This is a genomic window from Goodfellowiella coeruleoviolacea (assembly GCF_024171785.1).
Lineage (GTDB): Bacteria > Actinomycetota > Actinomycetes > Mycobacteriales > Pseudonocardiaceae > Goodfellowiella > Goodfellowiella coeruleoviolacea.
In genome coordinates this window covers 281,457-301,369 of record NZ_JAMTCK010000007.1, presented here as the reverse complement: position 1 = coordinate 301,369, position 19,913 = coordinate 281,457, and the positions used below count along the sequence as shown (strand labels likewise).

The window sequence follows — 19,913 nt, the reverse complement described above, 5'->3', positions numbered from 1 at the left end:
TTGGGGGGACGGATGCCGCAGCACCCTCCCCCACCGGAACACGCCGAGCCGGCGGCGGTGGAGCCGGGTGCGCCCGGGGCGCGGCTGCACTGGTTGAAGATCGCCGATCCGGACGCCCCGCTGCCCGACATCCCGGCCGACGCCGACGTGCGGGTGCTGCTGCCCGCCGACGAGCGGTTCGCGGTGTTGCGGGAGAAGCTGATCGCGGACGACGTGCCCGTGCGACTCGTGCCCCACCTGCTCGAACAGGAGACCGTGAGCAGCGTGGGCCGGGACGGCCGGTTGACCGTCGGCACCGCCGAGTGTCACCTGGCCCGGCCCGTGCCCCGCGAGTTCAGCCCGGTGTCCGGGGCGCCGGCCGCCGCGGCCATGGCCGCCTTCGACCTGATGTGGCACACCCACGAGCCGGTCGACCAGGTGCCCGCCCACCCGGTGCCGGCCGAGCGGCTCGTGCCGGCCGACTGGCTCACCTTCCTGCCCCATCCCACGCTCAACCCGGCCCAGGCCCAGGCCGTGCCGCACGTGCTGGACGAGACGGTCAACCTGCTGGTGGTGGCGCCCACCGGCGCCGGCAAGACGGTCATCGGCATGCTCGCCGCGCTGCGCACCGTGACCGAGCAGGGCCGCAAGGCCGCCTGGCTGGTGCCGCAGCGCTCGCTCACCGACGAACTGGACCGCGAGCTGGAGACCTGGCGGCAGCGCGGCCTGCGGGTGGAGCGGCTGTCCGGTGAGTACAGCGTGGACGTGGACCGGGTGCGCGAGGCCGACCTGTGGGTGGCCACCACTGAGAAGTTCGAGGCCATCTGCCGGGCCTCGTCGCTGCGCGAGGCCCTGGCCGAGGTGGGTTGCCTGATCGTGGACGAGATCCACCTGCTCGGCGACGCCACCAGGGGCCCGGTGCTGGAGGCGCTGCTGGCCAGGGTGCGCGACGAGGGCTCGGGCATCCGCACCGTCGGGCTGTCCGCGACGGTCTCCAACGCCGAGCAGATCGCCGCCTGGCTGCGCGCCCGCCTGGTGCGCATCGCGTGGCGGCCGAGCCGGCTGACCTGGCAGCTGCCGGTGGTCGCCAGCAGCACCGACTGGGGGCTGGTCGAGACCGCGCGCACCCGGCTGGCCAGCGCCATCACCACCCGGGTCGCCGCCGAACACGGCAGCGTGCTGGTGTTCTGCGGCAGCAAGCGCGGGGTGCGGCGGACCGCGCTGATCATCGCCGCGGCCCGGGGCGCGGACATCCACGGCGTGCACCCCGACGACCTGGACCGGCTGCACCGGGTGTGCCGGTCGGTGGGTGTCGGCCTGCACTACAAGGGCTGGGACCACCGGCGGGAGGCCGAGCGGGCGTTCCGGGCCAGGGACATCGACGTGCTGGTGGCCACCTCCACCCTGGCCGCCGGGGTGAACCTGCCGGCCCGCGCCGTGGTGGTGCGCGACACCCAGGTGGGGTTGAACTCCATCGACGTGGCCACCGTGCAGCAGATGTTCGGCCGGGCCGGCCGGGTCGGCACCGGCGAGGCCGAGGGCTGGGCGTTCCTCATCGTCGACGAGACCGAGCGGGCCGCCTGGCAGGCCAAGCTGGTGGCCGGGCACGCGGTCAGCTCGCAGATCCAGTCCAGCCTGGCCGACCACGTGCTGGCCGAGGCGGTGCAGCGGCGCATCCACTCGCCCGACCAGGCCGAGCAGTGGTGGGTGCGGACCCTGGCCCACCACCAGGGCAACCGCAGCCTGGCGCCGCTGCGGCAGGCCATCGCCTTCCTGGTGGCGGCCGGCTACCTCACCGTGGGCCAGGACGAGGACGGCCGCTCCCGGTTCGCCCCCACCGAGCTGGGCGTGCTGACCGCCCGGCTGATGGTGTCCACCACGATCGGCCACCGGCTGCGCACCGCGCTGGCCAACGCCGCGCTGCCGGGTGCGCCCGCCGATGCCGAGCGCACCCTGATCGCCCTGGTCGCCACGCTGGTGCCGAAGCTGGTCCAGGCGCCGATCGGGGAGGAGCACAAGGGCGCGGTCACCCGGCTGCTGGCCGTTGACGGCCGCCTGGGCGCGCTGGCCGACCAGTCCCGAGGCACGGGCGTCGAGGCGGGGCTGGCCTCCTACGCGCCGGGCGATCTGGCCAGGGCCACCCTGCTGGTGCTGGCCAACACCCCGGGCGCGTTCCACGCCCGCGCCCGGCTGATCGGCGGGGTGCCCTACGCCACCATGTACCCGGTGCTGGAGGAGGCGCCCCGCTACCTGCACTGGCTCGGCTGCCAGGGCCTGCTCGGCACGGTGCCACCCTGGGCCGCGGTGGTAGCCGCTGACCTGGGCAAACGAGTCAGGTGGCGGCGCTGCCAGCCGACCAGGGGGGCCGGGCGACTGCTGTGGATGTGCGAGCAGATGGCCACCCCGGCGTGGCTGGACACGGCCGTGCCCGCGCTCTGGGCCGCGGCCACCGCACGCGGGGTGACCAGCCCGGACTGGTCGGCCACCGGCCAGCCCCGGCACTGCCACCTGGACGCCGCCGGCTACGCCGCGCTGCTGCGCGACCGGGCCACCGGGGTGGTCATCGACCAGCAGGACGACCACGCCGTCACCGCGACCGGGCCGGCCGGCGCGGTGCTGGCCGTGTGGACCGGCCGCCAGCACGCGCTCGTCCCGCTGCGCGGCGGCTCGGCCGTGGCGCGGTTTCCCGAGGGCAGCGGCCCCACCGGCGCGGCGGTGTTCACCTGGCGGGGCGACTACCTGGCCACCGGCTGGCTGACCGAGTACACCCGGATCGGCTCGGCGCCCGAGGACCGTCACCCGGTCGACGTACCCTGGTCCAGGTCCGACCTCGCTTCGCCCGGCAGCTCACCGGCCGCGAACTCCCCAGCCCGAGAGATCCCGGGAACACGATGAGTGCAGTGACCGCCAGCAGCCCCGCCCCCGACCCGTTCGTGCACGAGGCCCTGCTGTACCGCGACGCGGCCGAGTTCGTCGCGGGCACCCTGCCCTTTGTCGAGGCGGGCCTGGCCGCGGGCGAGCCGGTGCTGGTGTCGGTCCCGGCCGCCAACGTCGAGCTGCTGCGGGCCAGCCTGGGCGAGCACGCCAGCCGGGTCCGGTTCCTGAACATGACCGAGGCCGGCCGCAACCCGGGCGCGATCATCCCGTGCGTGCTGCTCGACTTCGCGGCCACCCGGCCGGACAGCCGGGTCCGGATCATCGGCGAGCCCATCTGGGCCGGCCGGTCCGCCGTGGAGTACCCGGCCTGCGTGCAGCACGAGGCACTGATCAACGCCGCGTTCGCCGGGCGGCCCACCGCGATCCTGTGCCCCTACGACGCGACCAGGCTGACCCCCGAGGTGCTGGCCGACGCCGAACTCACCCACCCGGTGCTGTTCGACCGCGAGCACCGGTGGACCAGCGCCAGCTACGACGACCCGGTGCTGGTGGCCGAGCGGTTCAACCGGCCGCTGGCCGCGGCCCCACCGTCGGCGGCGAGCCTGGACTTCGACATCACCGGCCTGGCCGGGGTGCGCCGGCTGGCCGCCGAGCGCAGCGTGGCGGCCGGGCTGAGCGCCGAGCGGGTGGACGACGTGGTGCTGGTGGTCAACGAGCTGGCCACGAACAGCATCACGCACGGCCCCGGCCGGGGCCGGCTGCGGGTCTGGCGGGAGGCCGACACCGTGGTGTGCGAGGTGTACGACACCGGCCGGCTGACCAACCCGCTGGCCGGCCGCATCCCCCCGGCGCACACCGGCAACGGCGGGTACGGGCTGATCCTGGTGAACCGGCTCACCGACCTGGTGCGGATCCACAGTGACGCGGGCGGCACCACGGTCCGGGTCTATCTCTCCCTGGCGGTGGGCTGAGCCCCGGCCCGCTTCCCCAACCGCCTCCCCCCGGCAACAGCCCCGCCACCCCTGGAATAGCCCGGCCCGGTCCCGGCGTTGCACCTCTCGCCTGGCACAGCCACCCCACCGGCGGTGACCCGGCCGGAATGATCCGGCCAGCCGAGTCGTTGAACGGGGTACGGCCCTCGGGCCAGTCGTCGCCAGTGGCCGCGCGCACCCCGACCCCCCGTCCCGGGAACCTCCGTCACGGACCGGTGCCGCCCTGGCGCAGTGCAAGCAGTGCAATCAGCGACCCGGCTCTGCCCAGCCCGCCTGCGGCGCGGCGCGGTGGGCCGACACCAGCGTGTGTTTCCCGCGCTGAGGTAGGGAGGGATGAGGTTGACCACCGCGAGGCGAACGTTCGTCGGCAAGCGCAGCCAGCCCCAGGGCACGCACGACGAGCCCGACCTGATGCGTTACTACATGGACCAGATCGGGGCGACTCCGCTGCTGACCGCGCAGGAGGAGGTCAACCTCGCCAAGCGGATCGAAGCCGGCGTGTACGCGGCCGAGCTGCTGCGCCAGGCGGCCGAGACCGACTGGAGTCCGGACGGGCGGCTGCTCGGCGAGCTGCGCGCCGTCGAGCGGGACGGCCGGCGGGCCAAGGAGCACATGACCAGGGCCAACCTGCGGCTGGTGATCTCGGTGGCCAAGAAGCACACCCGGCGCGGGGTGCCCTTCCACGACGTGGTCCAGGAGGGCAACCTGGGGTTGATCCGGGCCGTGGAGAAGTTCGACTACGCCAAGGGCTACAAGTTCTCCACCTACGCGGTGTGGTGGATCCGCCAGGCCATCGAGCGGGGCATCGCCGAGCAGGCCCGGCCCATCCGGCTGCCCATGCACGTGGTGGAGGCGGTCTCCAAGATCGACCGGTCCGACCGCGAGCTGCAGCGGCTGCTGGAGCGCGAGCCGACCATCGAGGAGCTGGCCGAGGCCGCCAAGATGCCGGCACACCGGGTGGCCGAGCTGCGCAGGGCGTCGCGGGAGGTGGTCAGCCTGGACACGCCGCTGGGCGCCGAGGGCGACAGCCGTCTCGGTGATCTGCTGCGCGACGACAACGAGTTCTCCGCCGCCGAGATGATCGAGCACCGGGCCATGGCCGAGGAGCTGCGCGCGGTGGTCGACGAGCTGCCCGAGCGCGAGGCGCTGATCATGACGCTGCGCTACGGGCTGGTCGACGGCCGGCCCCGCACCCTGCAGGAGGTGGCCAGCCACCTCAACCTGACCCGGGAGCGCATCCGCCAGTTGGAGAAGGACGCGCTGCGCCAGCTGCGCGAGCCGCGCCGCCACGAGCGGCTGCTCGCCTGGGCCAGCTGAGCCGAGGGCCGCGGTCCGGCGCGCCGCGCCCGATCCGCCCCCGCCGCCCCACCACACCACCACCGACCCCGGACGTCGACCCCCGGCGTCCGGGGTCGTCGTGTTCTCGGCGGTCGCCGCCGGTGGCCGGCGCGTGCCGGGCGGTGATCACCGGGGCCGCTGCCGATCGCTGCCTAACTGGGTGCCCCGGGCACCAAGTAGGGTATGCACTGTCCGTGCAAGGTCGGCTCCGCGCGGAAGGCGTGGCGCAGGCAGGGAGATATCGGCCATCGAAAGAGATCAGCTAATTGCCAAGCACTACCGGCTGCTTGAGCGAATAGGCAGCGGTGCGATGGGCGTTGTCTGGCAGGCTCGGGACGAGCGCCTGCACCGGGTGGTGGCCATCAAGCAACTGCTGCTGCGGCCGGACCTTGACGGTGCCATGACCGAGACCGCCCGACGCCGGGCGATGCGGGAGGCACGCATCGCGGCGCGGCTGCAGCACCCCAACGCGGTGGCCGTGTTCGACGTCGCCGAGCACAACGGCGACCCCTGTCTGGTGCTGGAGTACGTGGCCGCCCGCGGCCTGGACCGGATCATCGCCGAGCGGGGCTCCCTGCCGCCGCAGGAGGTGGCCGCGATCGGCGGGCAGGTGGCCTCGGCACTGGCCGCCGCGCACGCGGTCGGGATCGTGCACCGCGACGTCAAGCCGGGCAACATCCTGGTTGACGAGGCGGGCATCGCCAAGATCACCGACTTCGGCATCTCCCGGGCGGTCGGCGACGGCACGGTGACCGACACCGGCCGGCTGGCCGGCACCCCCGCCTACCTCTCCCCCGAGGTGGCCAGGGGCCAGGACACCACGCCCGCGGCGGACGTGTTCTCGCTGGGCGCCACCCTCTACCACGCGGTGGAGGGTGAGCCGCCGTTCGGCCTGAAGCACAACCCGCTGGCCCTGCTGCACGCGGCCGCGGCCGGCAAGGTCAAGCCGCCGAAGAAGGCCGGCCCACTGACCGACCTGCTGATGAGCCTGCTCCAGTCCGACCCGGAGGAGCGGCCCACCATGGAGCAGGCCACCGTGGGCCTGACCGCGCTCGCCGCCGGCAAGCTGGCGCCCATCGCGGCGTCGCTGACCCCGGCCAGGGGGATCCCGGTGATCCGGGACGACGAGGACGACACGGCCGCCGACGGTGACACGCCCGTGGTGGTGCCGCCGACCCCCACCTCGGTGGACCTGTCCCCGCCACCGACAGATCCGCCCGCCGAGCAGCGCGAAGTGGTCCGGACCAGCAAGTTCAAGCGGCCGTTCGTGGTCGTCGTGGTGGTGGTGCTGGTGGCCGCCGTGGTCACCGTGGTCGTGGTGTTCCAGTACCTGAACTCCACCACCGACAACAGCGCCAACGGCCTGCCCACCTCCGGCGCGGTCACCACGGTCACCGAGACCCAGAAGGTCGAGGTGACGGCCAGCAACCCCCCGCCGCAGAGCCCACAGTCGCACCCGGGCGGGGAAGGTTCCCCGTCCGAGCCGGTCACCGATTTCCGCACGGCGGGCCAGTTGGTGGTCGACTACTACAACAACCCGACTGGGAGTTGGGGTTTGCTGTCGCCGAAAGCGCAGGAGTCGTTCGGCGGGGTGGCCGGCTTCCAGCAGTACTGGTCCGCGTTCAGGAACAGCTGGCCGAAGTCCGCGAACGCTTCGCACAACGCTGACGGGTCGGCCACGGTGTCGGTCGGGGTCACGCGAGTGCCCAAGGACGGTGCCCAGCAGCAGGAGCAGCGGGTCAACATCCGGGTGATCAACCAAGGCGGGACGTACCTCATTGATCAGGTGGCCATGTAGCCGGTTAGCAGCAGTTCGCGTTGTCGGGGCGTCGGCCGATTCGGGCCGGCGCCCCGAGTCTTCTCCCGGGCCGGTCAGGCTGTTGTCCCAGGTAACGGCAAGTTCGCCCGATCGTGGTGATGCTGACTCAGCGTGGCTTCTTGACAGTGTGTGATCATCCGTAGCACTGTGGCGTTCAAATAGTGCCCGCGCATTGCACTATGTGCCGAGGAGGAAACTGTGGTCGCCTTGCCGGCGTTGCCGCCGTGGCCCACCGTGGTCGAGCGCGACCCGGCGGTTCTCCCGGCGCGACCGGGCGACGGCCCACCCGGCACCGCCTGACCTCCACCGGCCCACCCGACCAGCCCGCTCAGCCCGACCCGTCACCACACATCGACATGGGGCTCGCCATGAAGTTCAGCATCTTCTCGGTCACCGACCACTACCCCGACCGCGACCGCACCATCGGCCAGTTCTACGACCAACTGCTGGACGAGATCGGCCACGCGGAGGAACTGGGCTTCGCCAACTACTTCCTCGCCGAGCACCACTTCCACGCCTACGGGGTGGTCAGCTCACCCGCCGTGCTGCTGGCCGCCGCGGCCAGGCAGACCTCGCGCATCGGCCTTGGCCCCGCCGTGGCCGTGCTGCCCTTCCACAACCCGCTGCGGCTGGCCGAGGAGTACGCCATGCTCGACCAGCTCAGCGGCGGCCGGCTCGTCCTGGGTGTGGGCTCGGGCTACCTCCAGCACGAGTACGACGGGTTCAACATCGGCCCGTGGGAGAAGCGGCAGCGCTTTGACGAGGCCCTGGAGATCCTGGAGCGGGCCTGGACCGGAGCGCCGGTCACCTTCCACGGCTACTACCACCACGTGGACCAGGTGCGCCTGGCCATCACGCCGGTGGCCACGCCGCCGCTGTGGGTGGCGGTGATCCGTCCGGAGGCCGCCTACCACGTGGGCCGGCAGGGGCGGAACATCATGCTGATCCCCTACGCGTCGGCCAGCAACATCGAGGACCTGGCCGAGATCGTCGGCGCCTACCGGCGGGGCCGGACCGAGGTCGGGCTGACCGGCACCGGCGATGTGGCGGTGGCGCTGCACACCTACGTGGGCGCGGCCGACGGCGACGTGCGCGAGGAGGTCGGGCCGGCGATCCAGCAGTACACCGACACCCGGCTCTACCACCGCAGCCACCGCGACTACGACGAACTCGACGCGGCCGAGCTGGTGCTGTTCGGCGACGCCGACAAGGTGGAGAAGCGGATCGCCAAGCTGGCCGGGCTCGGGGCCACCCACCTGATGGCGCTGAGCAACTTCGGCGGGCTGGACGCCAAGCTGGTCCGCGCGTCCATGACCCGCCTGGCCGCGGTGACCGCCACCGCCGCCACCTGAGCACCGCCGTCGAACACCGCCCGGGCACCCCCGCGTGACCGGGTGAGCCACCGGTCCGGGTGGCGCCGGCCGAACAGCACCACCCGGACCAGCGCGCCTACTCGGCCAGGAAGTTCTCCACCAGGCTCACCAGGGCGACGGGCACCTCGTCCGCGGCGTAGTGGCCGGCGTTGGTGAGCACCTCCACCCGGGCGTTGGGGTGCCACTGCCCCCAGGTGGCGCGCAGCGCGTCGGCGCTCAGCGCCGGGTCGTGCTCACCGGCGATCGCCAACACGGGCGTGGGGTCGCCGACGATCCGCTCGTGGAAGTCGTGCCTGGCCCAGTCCGGCAGGTACGCGGCGAACGCGTCCACCGCGGCGGCCTCGAACGAGGCGGCCACCATCTGGTCCAGCCACCGACCGCTGAGCCGGTTGCCGGTGGTCAGGTCGATGATCGCGCGCCGGCTGCCGGCCTGCTCCGGCGCGCTGGAGAACAGCGCCCAGGCCTGGTCGTCGAAGGGCACCCCGGAGGCGGGGACCGGGGAGATGCCCACGATCTTGCGGACCCGGTGCGGCGCCTCGGCCAGCACCGCGGCGGCGGCCTTGCCGCCCATCGAGTGACCCACTAACGAGAACTCGGCCCAGCCCAGCTCGTCGGCGAGCGCGAGCACGTCGCCGGCGGCCTCGGCCAGGGTGAACTCGCCCGGGATCTGCTTGGCCTGGCCGTAGCCGCGGAAGTCCACGAAGGCGTAGGTGAAGTCGGTTTCGTTCAGGTAGGGCCAGATCGACCGGTAGGCGCCCCGGTCGGCGAACCAGCCGTGCAGCGCCAGCACCCGGTGCGGGCCGGAACCGTGGATCTGGTGCGGGAGGACAACAGCGGCCACATCGGCTCCTTGTCTGACGCGAGTGCGCGAGCAGCGGTCAGGTGACCCGACTCCGCGCTGACCGCTGACGGCCCGGCCGCCGGTCCGCTCCCGACGGGACGGACCAGCACGGGACGGACCAGCACGGGACCGGGCCAGCGCGCAACGGACCAGCGACGCTGAGTGATCACGTGACCCGGCACAGCATCAGGCCATCAGTTGATCATGTCAAGAGGCCAGTCGCCTGGTCACTGTGTGACACCACCGAGCAGTCGGGCCGTCTCCAGAACGAGTGGCGCGATCTCACTCTCCTGGCGGCTGCCAATGGCCACCACACCCACGCTCGCCTCGGGCAGGCCGACCGGCGGCATGATCGGCGCGGCCAACCCCCACGCGCCCGGCTGCAACTCGCCGGAGGTCACCGAGTAGCCGACGCGGCGGGCCGCGGTGATCGCCTCCCGCTCACCCGGCTGCGGCGGCCGGCCGGCCAGGATGGCCACGCCGGAGGCGCCCAGGTCCGCGGCGTGCCGGGCGCCCTGCCGGTAGGCCACGTGGGTCGTGGTGCGGGACGGCTCGGTCACCGCGACCACCACGGCGTCGGTCCCGTCCAGCGCGGTGACGAACGCGGTCGCCTGGCACGCCTCGGCCAGCGAGCGCAGGTGGGGCCCGAGGGTCTGGCGCAGGGTGGGCCGCACCGCCGCGGCGAGTTCCAGCACGCCCAGCGCGAGCTGGTAGCGGCCCGACTCGGTCCGGGTGACCAGCCGGTTGGACTGCAGGGTGCCGACCATCCGGTAGACCGCGGTCCGCTCGATGCCCAGCTCCCGGCTCAGCTCGGCGTGGGTCATGCCGTCCGGGAACTCGCGCAGCTTCCACAGCACGCGCAGCCCGGTGTCCAGCGTCTTGGCCCCCCGAGGGGCTGTGTCGTTTCCAGCTCCCGGCCGGTTCCCCGGCCGATCCGCGTCGTTTCCAGCTCCCGGCCGGACCCCCGGCCGATCCGCGTCGTTTCCAGCTCCCGGCCGGCTCCCCGGCCGATCCGCGTCCTGCCCCGCTCCGGTCGTCGCCCGCTCGGTCGCGCTCACATCCACCACCAAATTCCCGCCCCGCGTTTCCGCCAGTACACCGGATTCCGATCATTGTGCACTATGTGCGCAGAAGCGTCACACGTCCGGATGGAATTGGAAAAAACAGGTGTGTACGTCATGACCGCCTGCCGAATGAAACGCGTAATGAACGGCCGAGATGCGCACAATGTGCGCAAGTTGATCACCATGTGCACGCTGTGGCACCCTTAGGTTGGGCGGTTCGCCCGAACCCAGCCAGTGCCGCCAGATTTGCGCACAAGGGGCAGGTAGGACTGTGGCAGCGACAACGCGCGACGAGGCCCTTCGGGAACATCCTGAACTGGCCAATCTCGAATTGTTAAAAGATGCCGGGTGGCGTTTTCAGCCGTTGGCCGACGAGAACGGCGAACCCCTCTGCCTGGTGGGTTTCCACCACGTGGGGCCCTACACCGACGCGATCTACCTGTACGACGTACACGACAGCCTGGCCGTCCGACTGCTCGGCGACCAGCCGGGCTGGCGCGGCGGCATGGTGTGGCGCTACGCCGGCCGCCTGGTGGAGTGCGTCCGGGAACTGCTCGCCCTGCCCACCCCGACCCTGACAACACCGCTGCTCAGACGGGGCTCCTCAGCCGCGGCGCCGCACCTGCCCCGACTCATGTGAGCAGGCTGACCCGCCGCGCCCCGGTGGGCCCGACCTCCTGACCGATCCGGCCCACCGTCGCCCCAGCAGGGCGTTGGCCATGCCCCGGCCAACGCCCTGCCCTGCTGGTGGTTCCTAGCTCCCGCTCAGGGCGTCGATCCCGGTCAGCGCCCGACCGATGATCAGCTTCTGCACCTGGCTGGTGCCCTCGTAGAGGGTCAGCACCCGGGCGTCGCGCAGGTACTTGCCGACCGGGTACTCGTCGATGTAGCCGTAGCCGCCGAAGACCTGCAGCGCGTTGTTGGCCACCCGCACCGCCGTCTCACTGGCGTGGTACTTCGCCATCGACGCGGCCGTGGCCACCGTCCTGGTCGGTGCTCCCCGGTCCAGCATGGCCGCGGCCCGCCAGGTCAGCAGCCGGGCCGCCTCGACCTCCACCGCCGCGTCCGCGAGCAGCTCCTGCACCAGCTGGTGGCTGGCGATCGGCTTGCCGAACTGGTGGCGCTCGCCGGCGTAGCGCACGGCCGCGTCCAGCGCGCCCTGGGCCACGCCCACCGCACCGGCCGCCACGGACACCCGGCCCTTGGTCAGCGCGCCCAGTGCGATGCCCAGCCCTCGGCCCACCTCGCCCAGCCGGGCCTCGTCGGGCACCCGCACCCCGTCCAGCACCAGCTCGGCCGTGGCCTGGCCGCGCAGGCCGAGCTTGCCGTGGATGGGGTTGGCGGTGAAGCCGGGGCTGTCGGTGGGCACCAGGAACGCGGTGATCCCGCGCCCGCCCTCGTCGCTGGTGCGGGCGAACACCAGGGCCAGATCGGCCCAGGTGCCGTTGGTGATGAACATCTTCTGGCCGGTGAGCACCCAGTCCCCGCCGTCCCGGCGGGCCCTGGTGCGCAGCGAGCCCGCGTCCGACCCGGTCTCCGGCTCGGTCAGCCCGAAGCAGCCCAGGGCGTTGCCGCTGGTCAGCTCGGGCAGCCAGCGCTGCTTCTGCGCTTCGGTGCCGTGGCTGGCGATGGTCTTGGCGACTAGGCCGAGCGAGACCGACACGATGCCGCGCACCGACGAGTCACCCCGGCCCAGCTCCTCGGTGACCAGCGCGTAGTCCAGCATGTCCGCCGGGGTGCCGCCGTAGGACTCGGCGATGGTCAGGCCGAGGAAGCCCAGCTCCCCCAGGCGCGGCACGATCGCCCGGTCCACCTCCTCGCGCCGGTCCCACTCCCGGACGTGCGGGATGATCTCGTCGTTGACGAACTGCGCGGCCAGCTGCCGGAAGGCGGCCTGGGTCTCGGTCAGGTCGAAATCCATCACTGCTCCTGGTCTGCGGGGGCGAACAGGTCGGCGGGCTCGGTGCCGGTGTCGGTGAGGGCCAGTCCCAGCCGCGCCCGCTCCACCAGCCAGGCGCTCGGCCGGTACCGGGGGTCGCCGGTGGCCGAGTGCAGGCCGGTGAGCACGCGCACGAGCAGGTCCGGTCCGAGGTGCTGGCCCCACTCCAGCGGCCCGCGCGGGTAGCCCAGCCCGAGCCGCACCGCCGTGTCGATGTCGGCCGGCCGGGCCAGCCGCTGCTCGGCCAGGAAGCAGCCGGTGTTCACCACGGCGGCGGCCAGCCGCTGCGCGATCGAACCGGGCACGTCCCTGGCCACGGTGACCGCGCGGCCGGTGGCGGCCAGCGCGGCCAGTGCCGCCCTGGCCAGCGCCGGGTGCACCGACGGCGGCACGGCCAGGGTCAGCCGGCCGGCGAAGCCGCCCAGCGGGTCCACCCCGCACACCCGGTCCACCGGCAGGCCGGCGGCCAGGGCGGCGCTGGCCGCGCTCCGCCCGTAGGGGGTCACCAGGACGACCGCGTCGGCGGGCGGCCGCTCCGCCTCGACCACCCGCACCCCGGCGCCGCCCAGCAGCTCGGCCAGGGCGCGCCGGGCGGCGGGCTCGGCCGGGTCGATCCACACCGGGACGCCCGGCGGGCCGGCCGGCGGCACCGGCTCGGGCTCGTCCTGGCGGACGCCGTCGACGTAGCGGTAGAAGCCGGCGCCGGTCTTGCGGCCGAGCAGGCCGGCGCGCATCCGGGTGCGGGTGATCCAGGTCGGCCGCAGCCTCGGCTCGGCGTAGAAGCCGCTCCAGATGCTCTCCAGCACCGGGTGGGACACGTCCAGGCCGGTGAGGTCGAGCAGTTCGAACGGGCCCATCCGCAGGCCGAGCACGTCCCTGGCGACGCGGTCGATGTCGGCCGGGTCGGCCACGGCCTCGGCCAGCAGCTGCAGCGCCTCGGTGACCAGGCCCCGGCCGGCGTGGTTGACCAGGAAACCCGGGGTGTCCGGGGCGCGCACCGGCTCGTGCCCGAGCCGGCGGACCAGCGCGGTCATCACGTCGGGCAGGCCGGGCGCGGTGCGGGCGCCGGCGACCACCTCGACCAGGCGCATCAGCGGCACCGGGTTGAAGAAGTGCAGGCCCACCAGCCGGCCGGGGTCGGTCAGCGCCGAGGCGATCTCGGTCACCGACAGCGAGCTGGTGTTGGTCGCGAACGCGGTGCGCGCCGGGCAGACCCGCTCCAGGCCGGCGAACAGCGCGCGCTTGGTGTCCAGGTCCTCGCGGACCGCCTCGATCACCAGGTCGCAGTCGGGGGCCGGTGCCAGCGGATCGGCCAGCGGGTGCAGCCGGGACCTGGCCAGCTCGGCGCGGTCGGCGGTCAGCCGGCCCTTGGCCACCAGCCGGTCCAGCACGGCGTGGACCTGGGTGACCGCGTCGGCCACGGCCGCCGGCACCGCGTCGGCGAGTTCCACGTGGATGCCGGCGGTGGCCACGAGCTGGGCGATGCCCCGGCCCATCACCCCGGCGCCGACCACCCGCACCCGGTCGATCCGGCCCGACCAGTCCCGGCCTGTGCCGTCCTGGCCCGTGCCGTCCTGGCCCGTCCCGTCCTGCCCGGCCGGCGGCTGTCCGGTGGACTCTGCCATCGCGCTCCTCCCTGGTCCGCGTCCGGCTCGGCGCGGCCAGCCCCGTCGCGGGTTGGTCTCCGCGCCGAGCAACCCGGGTCTCATGATCGGTGGCCGGCCCGGTCCTGACCAGAGCCATGCGGCCGGGGGACGCACGGACAGGTGTGACTGGCCAGTAGCCGGCCGGCGGCCGGCGTGCCCGGTCCACCCGGGGTCACCGAAGCGCCCGGCCGCTCCGGGGTGTTCACCCGGCACCGCGATCGCCGGTCGCGGCCGGGCCGGCGGGAACGTCACCCACCGGAACCGGGGCGGCCGGCATGTCCAAACTGAAGTGGCATCAAACTTCCCGCCAGGGTGAGTCGTCTTGAGGCTTCTTCCCGTGGTTGCCAAGCTGATCACGAGCTTTGTCGGGCCGGTAGGACACGCCCACCCGAGGCCGCATCCCCGCCAGGGTCACGTCCGCGCCGCGCCGACAGCCAGCACTGGGGCACCTGATCCACCCTGCTCTCCCACGCCACGGAGGCGCTATGACCCCCCACGACCTCGCGGTCGACACCGAGTCGCTGGACACCGCGAGCATCGAGTTGCGCGTCGAGGACGTCGAGTCGCTGAGCGCGGGCCCGGCGGTGCTGGACCCGGCCGCCGCGCCCCCGGTGCCGGCGCCGGCCGGGCCGGCCGGGCCGGCCGAGTCGGCACCGGACCGTCCCGAGTCGACCTGAGCCGCGGTGCGCTCGACAGTGCGCCGCACCGACCCGACACCGGCGACCGAGGCCCCGATGTACCCGCGACTCAAGCAGGACGTCCGCTACGTGCCCTGCGCCCACGGGGTTTACCTGCACAGCGACCGGGCCACGGTGACGATCCCCGGCACCCAGGCGTTCGCCTGGCTGGACCGGCTCGCGCCCTACCTGACCGGCGCGCACCGGCTGGACGAACTCGTCGCGCCGCTGACCCCGGACAAGCGGGACACGGTGGAGCGGCTGGTGCGGCTGCTGCACCGGCACGGGTTCGTGGTCGACGCCCGGTCCGACCGGGCGCACACGCTCAGTCGGCACGAACAGCGTTGCTACGCCGACCAGATCGCGTTCATCCGGTACGCGCGCGACTCCGCCGAACACCGGTTCCAGTGCTACCGGCAGGCCAAGGTGCTGCTGCTGGGCGGCGGCCCGGTGCTGGTGGCGCTGTTGCGCGCCGGGCTCAACTCCGGCTGGCGGCACGTGCGGGTCCGGCCGGGCACCGCGGCGGACGCCGCCCTGCTCAGCCAGACCGCCGACCACGGCCGGCACGACCCGCAGCAGCAGGTGATCGTCCACTTCGAACCGTCCGATCCCGGCCAGGACGACTCCGTGCTGGCCGACGAGATCGCCGCCGCCGACCTGGTGTTGCAGGTCTGCGTCGGCGAGGCGAGCGAGCTGATCGCGGTGGCCGAGTGCTGCGCGAGCGCGTCGACGCCGCTGGGGCAGTTGCTGGTGACCCGCACCGAGGCCTGGTTCAGCCCGGTGGGCCCGGCCGATCTGGCGCTGTCCGGCTGGCGCCGGCTGGACGGGATGGGACTGTCCGCCACCGCCACCGCCGCGCCGAGCGGGTCCGACCCCGAACCGGGTGACCGGCTCACCGGGCCGGTGCCCTCGGTGCTGGCCAACCGCCTGGCCCTGGCGCAGTTCCGCCACCTCACCGGGCTGCCGGAACTGCCGCGCCCGGCCGGGCCAGCCGCGCCGCCGACCCTGGTCCGGGTTGATCTGTCTACTGTGGACTCCAGTGCGCACCGCGTGCTCCCCCATCCCGGGACCACCACGGCGAAACCCGTTGAGGCGGCGCAGGCACAGGAGCGGTTCGCCGCGCTGGCCGGCGGTCAGCCGCTGACCCCGCAGCAACTGCTGGCCAGGGCGGCGGTCGCGGTCGACGCGCGCACCGGGCTGTTCGGCGACCTCGACGAGGAGGACTTCACCCAGTTCCCGCTCGCGGTCTGCCGGACCACCCTGTCCGACCCGTTCGGCCTGCTGCCGGCCTGGGCTCCGGCGCCGGCCGTGTTCGGCCACGGCGTGGGGCGGGACAGCGCGCGGCTGGCCGCGGTGCTGGCCGCCTTCGCCGGCTACGGCTCGCTCAGCGTGGACCGGCGCCGGTTGACCCCCACCGTGGACGGACCGGTGGTCTGGGGGCTGGACCTGGTCACCGGTGCGGTGCGCGCGGTGCCGGCGCGCCTGGCGTTCCCGGTGCTCACCGGCTGCCGCGTGCCCTACCGCCCGCCCACCGGCGCGGCGGCCGGACTCAGCTGGTCCGACGCCCTGGTCGACGGGCTGCGCCAGCACTGCGTCGACCTGCTGGTGCACCGGCTGGCCGCGGCCGGCGCGGCCGAGGGGCCGCCGCTGGACCCGACCCTGTTCCCCTTGTGCGGCACCGCTGTCGGCCCGCCGCCCCGGCTGCTGGAGGCGCTGGGCGAGCCGGTGTCGGCCCGCGATCTCACCGGCGTGCTCGGCGTGCCGGCCTGTGCGCTGCGGATCGGCCGGCACGCCGTGGTCGCCGCGGCACCCACTTCGGCCCAGGCGCGCTCGGACGCGCTGCGCCAGGCCCTGCTGGCCTGGCAGTCCACTGTGGAGGGACAACCGGACTGCGCGCCGGCCACGGTTCCGGTGGCCTGGCTCACCTCGGCGGGCGAGGGCGGTGCGCCGGCCAGCTGCCTGCCGGTCGACCCCGGCCTGCCCGACTGGTCCCGGATGGCCACGGCGCTGTGCGCGGACGGGTGGACCCCGGTGGCCGTGCCGCTGGACCACGACCCCCAGGCGACGCGGCTGCTGCCGTATCTCGTTCAGGTGGTGCTGCTGCATGACTGACCTGCTGTCGCGTCCCGACCCGCACCCGGCGGCCAGTCCGAACGGGTCGGTCGAGCGGCCGGTGATCGCGTTGACCGGGGCGGACTGGCTGTCCGCCGCGCTGCGCGAGATGACCCCGGCGCGCCCGCACCGCGCCACCGACACCGGTGCGCCGCGCCCGCCGCACGGCGACGCGGTGACCTGGATCTGCGCCAGCGAACCCGACCACATCCCGATCCGCTGCCACGCCCTGGTGGTGGTCACCGGGTTCGCCGGCGGGCCGCAGCGCGAACAGGCCCGCCGGTGGGCGGCCCGGCACGGGCTGCCCTGGCTGCCGCTGCGCGTCGGCGGCGGTGCGGTGCTGATCGGCCCGGCGGCCGTGCCCGGCACGGCCGGCTGTCCGAACTGCGCGGAGCTGCGGCACCGGGACAACCACGCCGATGTGGACGGTCACCAGGCGCTGTGCGCGCGGTTCGGCGACACCCCGGCGGTGCGCTTCCCGGCCGCGGTCAACCCGTTCGCCGCGCGGATCGTGGCCGCGCTGGTCACCGACGAGATGTCCCGGCTGCTGACCGCGCCGCGCACCGCCCGCACCCGCGCCGCGCTGCTGCGGCTGGCCACGGAGACCGGCCTGGTCAGCCGGCACCGGGTGGTGGCGCACCCGCTGTGCGGCGACTGCGCCCAGCCCGTGCCGGACGGCCCGGAGCAGGCCAGGGTGGTGCTCGCGCCGGCGCGCAAGACCAGCCCGGAGGCCTTCCACACCACGCCAGCGGCCGAGCTGGCCGCCCGGGTGCAGCGCACCTGTGTGGACCCGCTGACCGGGGTGGTCGCCGGGGTGGACACCTGGCTGACCCCGACCGCGGCCGGCGCCACGGCCCGCGTCCCCCGGGCCGGTGACGGGCGCGGCGGGCTGCTCGGCCACGGCACCGCCGGGGACTTCCGCTCGGCCCGGCTGGCCGCGCTGCTGCGGGCCCTGGAGCGGCTGACCGGCGCGCGGCCGCGCGGACGGCGCGCCCAGGTGTACGCCAGCTACCGGGAGATCGCCGACCACGCGGTCGACCCGACCACCCTCGCCCTGCTGCACCGGACACCGGTGGCCGGCCGGGCCGGCGCGGACCGGGCCGTCGACGTCGGTGAGACCGCCGTGCTGGACCTCGTGCCCGCGCTGGCCATGCTGGCCGACGCCGACCCCGACGCCGAACCGGCCGACCTGGCCGCGCCGGTCGGCCCGCCGACGGCCGCCCCGCAGCCGACCACCTGGGTGTGGGGGTACTCCTTCGGCCGGGGCGAGCCGGTGCTGGTCCCGGAGGGGTGCGTGTACCCCGACACGGGCGCCCAGGGCGGGCCGGAGGCGGTGGGCTGCGCCGTGGGCGCCTGCCTGGCCGAGGCGGTGCTGCGCGGGCTGCTGACCGTGGCCGAGCGGGACGCCTTCCTGCTGACCTGGTACGCGCGGCTGGCCGTGCCCCAGCTGGCGCTGGACGCGGTCAGCGACCGCCGGATCACGCTGCTGGCCGAACAGGTGCGGCACGAGTTCGGCTACCGGGTGCACGCCTTCGACACGACCCTGGAGCAGGGCGTGCCCAGCTGCTGGGTGCTGGCCGTGCGGGACGAGGCCGCGGCCGGCGGGAGCGCGCCCAGGGCCCGGTCCAGGAGCCAGCTGGCGGCGCTGTGCGCGGCCGGTGCCCACCCGGTGCCCGAGCGGGCCCTGCTGCGCGCCGTGCGCGAGCTGAGCGCGGCCCTGCCCGGTTCGATCCAGCGGCACGACCACCGGGCCGCGGCGGCCCTGCTCGACGCCCCCGAGCTGGTGCGCACCGCCGAGGACCACCGGCTGCTCTACGGCCACCCGGACGCGCTGCGCCGGCTGGACTTCCTGTGGCAGGGGCCGGCCCGCCCCCCGGCCCGGCCGGGCCAGCGCCGGCCGTGGCCGGCCCACTCCGACATCGCGCACGACCTGGTCGAGCTGGTCGGCCGCTACCTGGCCAGCGGGCTGGACGTGATCGTGGTGGACCAGACCGGCGACGAGCTGCGCGCGGCCGGGCTGACCGGGGTGCGGGTGCTGGTGCCCGGCACCGTGCCGCTGACCTTCGGGCACCCCGCCCGGCAGCTGCTCGGGCTGCCCCGGCTGCACACCGTGCCCCGCCTGCTCGGTCACCCCGACCGCGCCGGGAGCGCCGGGGAGATCAACCCGCACCCGCACCCCTACCCGTTCGGCTGATCGCCCGTCCGGCCGGGCCGGAGCCGGCGGGTGGACAACCGCGCTCGCGGCCCGGTGGGGTTTGCGACGATCAGCGGGTGAACGAGATTCAACGTGTCGGCGTGGTCGGGTCCGGTCTGATGGGCTCGGGCATCGCCGAAGTGTGCGCGCGGGCCGGGCTGGACGTGCTGGTCGCCGAGGTGGACCAGGACGCGGCCGAGCTGGCCAAGGGGCGGATCGCCGCCTCGCTGGGCAAGGGGGTGCGCAGCGGCAAGCTGTCCCCGGCCGACCGGGACGCCGCCCTGGAGCGGCTGCGCTTCACCGCCGAGCTGACCGAGTTCGCCGACCGGCAGTTGGTGGTGGAGGCCGTCGCCGAGCAGGAGCAGGTCAAGACCGAGGTGTTCGCCAGCCTGGACCGGATCGTCCGGGACAGCGGCGCGATCCTCGCGTCGAACACCTCGTCGATCCCGATCATGAAGCTGGGCATGGCGACCAGCCGGCCGGAGCAGGTCATCGGCATCCACTTCTTCAACCCGGTGCCCGTGCTCAAACTGGTCGAGCTGGTGCCCTCGCTGCTCACCGGCGACCAGGCCTACCAGCAGGCCGAGCAGTTCGTCACCGCGGTGCTGGGCAAGGAGGTCATCCGGTCCAAGGACCGGGCCGGGTTCGTGGTGAACGCGCTGCTGATCCCCTACCTGCTGTCGGCGATCCGGATGCTGGAGTCCGGGTTCGCCGCCGCGGCGGACATCGACACCGGCATGGTGCTTGGCTGCGCCCACCCCATGGGGCCGTTGCGGCTGGCCGACCTCATCGGACTGGACACCACCAAGGCCATCGCCGAGTCGATGTACGAGGAGTTCAAGGAGCCGCTGTACTCCCCGCCGCCGCTGCTGCTGCGCATGGTGGACGCCGGGCTGCTCGGCAAGAAGAGCGGCCGCGGCTTCTACGACTACGCCAGCTGATGTCGCCCACCCCGGCCGCTCCGGCGGCCGGGCCGGCCGCTCGTGGCGTCACCCGGAAGTCCGATCAAGAACCGGGTTGCCTGGAACGTTCTGTTGCGACAGCCGGTGCGGAAACCCCTGT

The 19,913-nt window shown here is 74.0% G+C and carries 14 protein-coding genes; 10 read left to right on the top strand and 4 right to left on the bottom strand.

Going from position 1 to position 19,913, the window contains the following annotated elements:
* Positions 1–12: 12 nt before the first annotated feature.
* The 5 genes from LX83_RS17310 (at position 13) to LX83_RS17290 (ending at position 8,357) form a co-directional block, all read left to right on the top strand.
* The gene (locus tag LX83_RS17310) at positions 13–2,874 is read left to right on the top strand and encodes a DEAD/DEAH box helicase (protein ID WP_253772547.1); all 2,862 of its coding nucleotides are present in this window, start codon (positions 13–15) and stop codon (positions 2,872–2,874) included.
* Positions 2,871–3,827, top strand: coding sequence for a sensor histidine kinase (locus tag LX83_RS17305; RefSeq protein ID WP_253772545.1), 957 nt, complete (start codon positions 2,871–2,873; stop codon positions 3,825–3,827). Before LX83_RS17310 ends, LX83_RS17305 begins: the two co-directional genes overlap by 4 nt.
* 354 nt (positions 3,828–4,181) lie before the next feature.
* Positions 4,182–5,165, top strand: coding sequence for a sigma-70 family RNA polymerase sigma factor (locus tag LX83_RS17300; RefSeq protein ID WP_253772542.1), 984 nt, complete (start codon positions 4,182–4,184; stop codon positions 5,163–5,165).
* Positions 5,166–5,424: 259 nt separating this feature from the next.
* Positions 5,425–6,984, top strand: coding sequence for a serine/threonine-protein kinase (locus LX83_RS17295; RefSeq protein WP_407649604.1), 1,560 nt, complete (start codon positions 5,425–5,427; stop codon positions 6,982–6,984).
* A gap of 389 nt (positions 6,985–7,373) precedes the next feature.
* Complete coding sequence (locus LX83_RS17290; protein WP_253772538.1) at positions 7,374–8,357, top strand: LLM class flavin-dependent oxidoreductase; 984 nt, start codon at positions 7,374–7,376, stop codon at positions 8,355–8,357.
* 97 nt (positions 8,358–8,454) lie between these two features.
* Here the strand turns inward: LX83_RS17290 and LX83_RS17285 are convergent, their stop codons facing one another.
* Together LX83_RS17285 and LX83_RS17280 are read right to left on the bottom strand one after the other, a co-directional pair.
* Positions 8,455–9,219, bottom strand: coding sequence for an alpha/beta fold hydrolase (locus LX83_RS17285; protein WP_253772536.1), 765 nt, complete (start codon positions 9,217–9,219; stop codon positions 8,455–8,457).
* A gap of 227 nt (positions 9,220–9,446) precedes the next feature.
* Positions 9,447–10,277: an IclR family transcriptional regulator gene (locus LX83_RS17280; protein ID WP_308203994.1), complete on the bottom strand. Its 831-nt coding sequence runs from the start codon at positions 10,275–10,277 to the stop codon at positions 9,447–9,449.
* A gap of 370 nt (positions 10,278–10,647) precedes the next feature.
* Here LX83_RS17280 and LX83_RS17275 point away from each other — a divergent pair, with 370 nt between their 5' ends.
* On the top strand, positions 10,648–10,923 hold the full coding sequence (locus tag LX83_RS17275) for a hypothetical protein (protein ID WP_253772532.1): 276 nt from the start codon (positions 10,648–10,650) through the stop codon (positions 10,921–10,923).
* A gap of 114 nt (positions 10,924–11,037) precedes the next feature.
* On the opposite strand, the gene LX83_RS17270 is transcribed toward LX83_RS17275, so the two are convergent.
* Together LX83_RS17270 and LX83_RS17265 are read right to left on the bottom strand one after the other, a co-directional pair.
* Entirely contained in the window at positions 11,038–12,204 is a 1,167-nt protein-coding gene (locus LX83_RS17270) for an acyl-CoA dehydrogenase family protein (protein ID WP_253772530.1), read from the bottom strand.
* Positions 12,204–13,847, bottom strand: coding sequence for a 3-hydroxyacyl-CoA dehydrogenase (locus LX83_RS17265; RefSeq protein ID WP_301328363.1), 1,644 nt, complete (start codon positions 13,845–13,847; stop codon positions 12,204–12,206). Before LX83_RS17265 ends, LX83_RS17270 begins: the two co-directional genes overlap by 1 nt.
* A gap of 506 nt (positions 13,848–14,353) precedes the next feature.
* On the opposite strand from LX83_RS17265, the gene LX83_RS17260 reads away from it, so the two are divergent.
* The 4 genes from LX83_RS17260 to LX83_RS17245 all read left to right on the top strand — a co-directional run bounded on the left by LX83_RS17260 (position 14,354) and on the right by LX83_RS17245 (position 19,792).
* Positions 14,354–14,545: a hypothetical protein gene (locus tag LX83_RS17260; protein ID WP_253772528.1), complete on the top strand. Its 192-nt coding sequence runs from the start codon at positions 14,354–14,356 to the stop codon at positions 14,543–14,545.
* Positions 14,546–14,551: 6 nt separating this feature from the next.
* Entirely contained in the window at positions 14,552–16,657 is a 2,106-nt protein-coding gene (locus LX83_RS17255) for a hypothetical protein (RefSeq protein ID WP_253772526.1), read from the top strand.
* Complete coding sequence (locus tag LX83_RS17250) at positions 16,650–18,851, top strand: TOMM precursor leader peptide-binding protein (protein ID WP_253772524.1); 2,202 nt, start codon at positions 16,650–16,652, stop codon at positions 18,849–18,851. Before LX83_RS17255 ends, LX83_RS17250 begins: the two co-directional genes overlap by 8 nt.
* A 77-nt stretch (positions 18,852–18,928) precedes the next feature.
* Positions 18,929–19,792 carry a 3-hydroxybutyryl-CoA dehydrogenase gene (locus tag LX83_RS17245; protein WP_308203993.1) on the top strand — a complete coding sequence of 288 codons (864 nt, stop codon included), beginning with the start codon at positions 18,929–18,931 and terminating at the stop codon, positions 19,790–19,792.
* Positions 19,793–19,913 lie beyond the last annotated feature (121 nt).

Bases quoted from the DNA above. Each gene is read 5' to 3' on its own strand.
- LX83_RS17310 (WP_253772547.1), top strand. From the start codon at position 13: ATGCCGCAGCACCCTCCCCCACCGGAACACGCCGAGCCGGCGGCGGTG.
- LX83_RS17300 (WP_253772542.1), top strand. From the start codon at position 4,182: ATGAGGTTGACCACCGCGAGGCGAACGTTCGTCGGCAAGCGCAGCCAG.
- LX83_RS17270 (WP_253772530.1), bottom strand. From the start codon at position 12,204: ATGGATTTCGACCTGACCGAGACCCAGGCCGCCTTCCGGCAGCTGGCC.
- LX83_RS17265 (WP_301328363.1), bottom strand. From the start codon at position 13,847: ATGGCAGAGTCCACCGGACAGCCGCCGGCCGGGCAGGACGGGACGGGC.
- LX83_RS17250 (WP_253772524.1), top strand. From the start codon at position 16,650: ATGACTGACCTGCTGTCGCGTCCCGACCCGCACCCGGCGGCCAGTCCG.
- LX83_RS17305 (WP_253772545.1), top strand. From the start codon at position 2,871: ATGAGTGCAGTGACCGCCAGCAGCCCCGCCCCCGACCCGTTCGTGCAC.
- LX83_RS17260 (WP_253772528.1), top strand. From the start codon at position 14,354: ATGACCCCCCACGACCTCGCGGTCGACACCGAGTCGCTGGACACCGCG.
- LX83_RS17290 (WP_253772538.1), top strand. From the start codon at position 7,374: ATGAAGTTCAGCATCTTCTCGGTCACCGACCACTACCCCGACCGCGAC.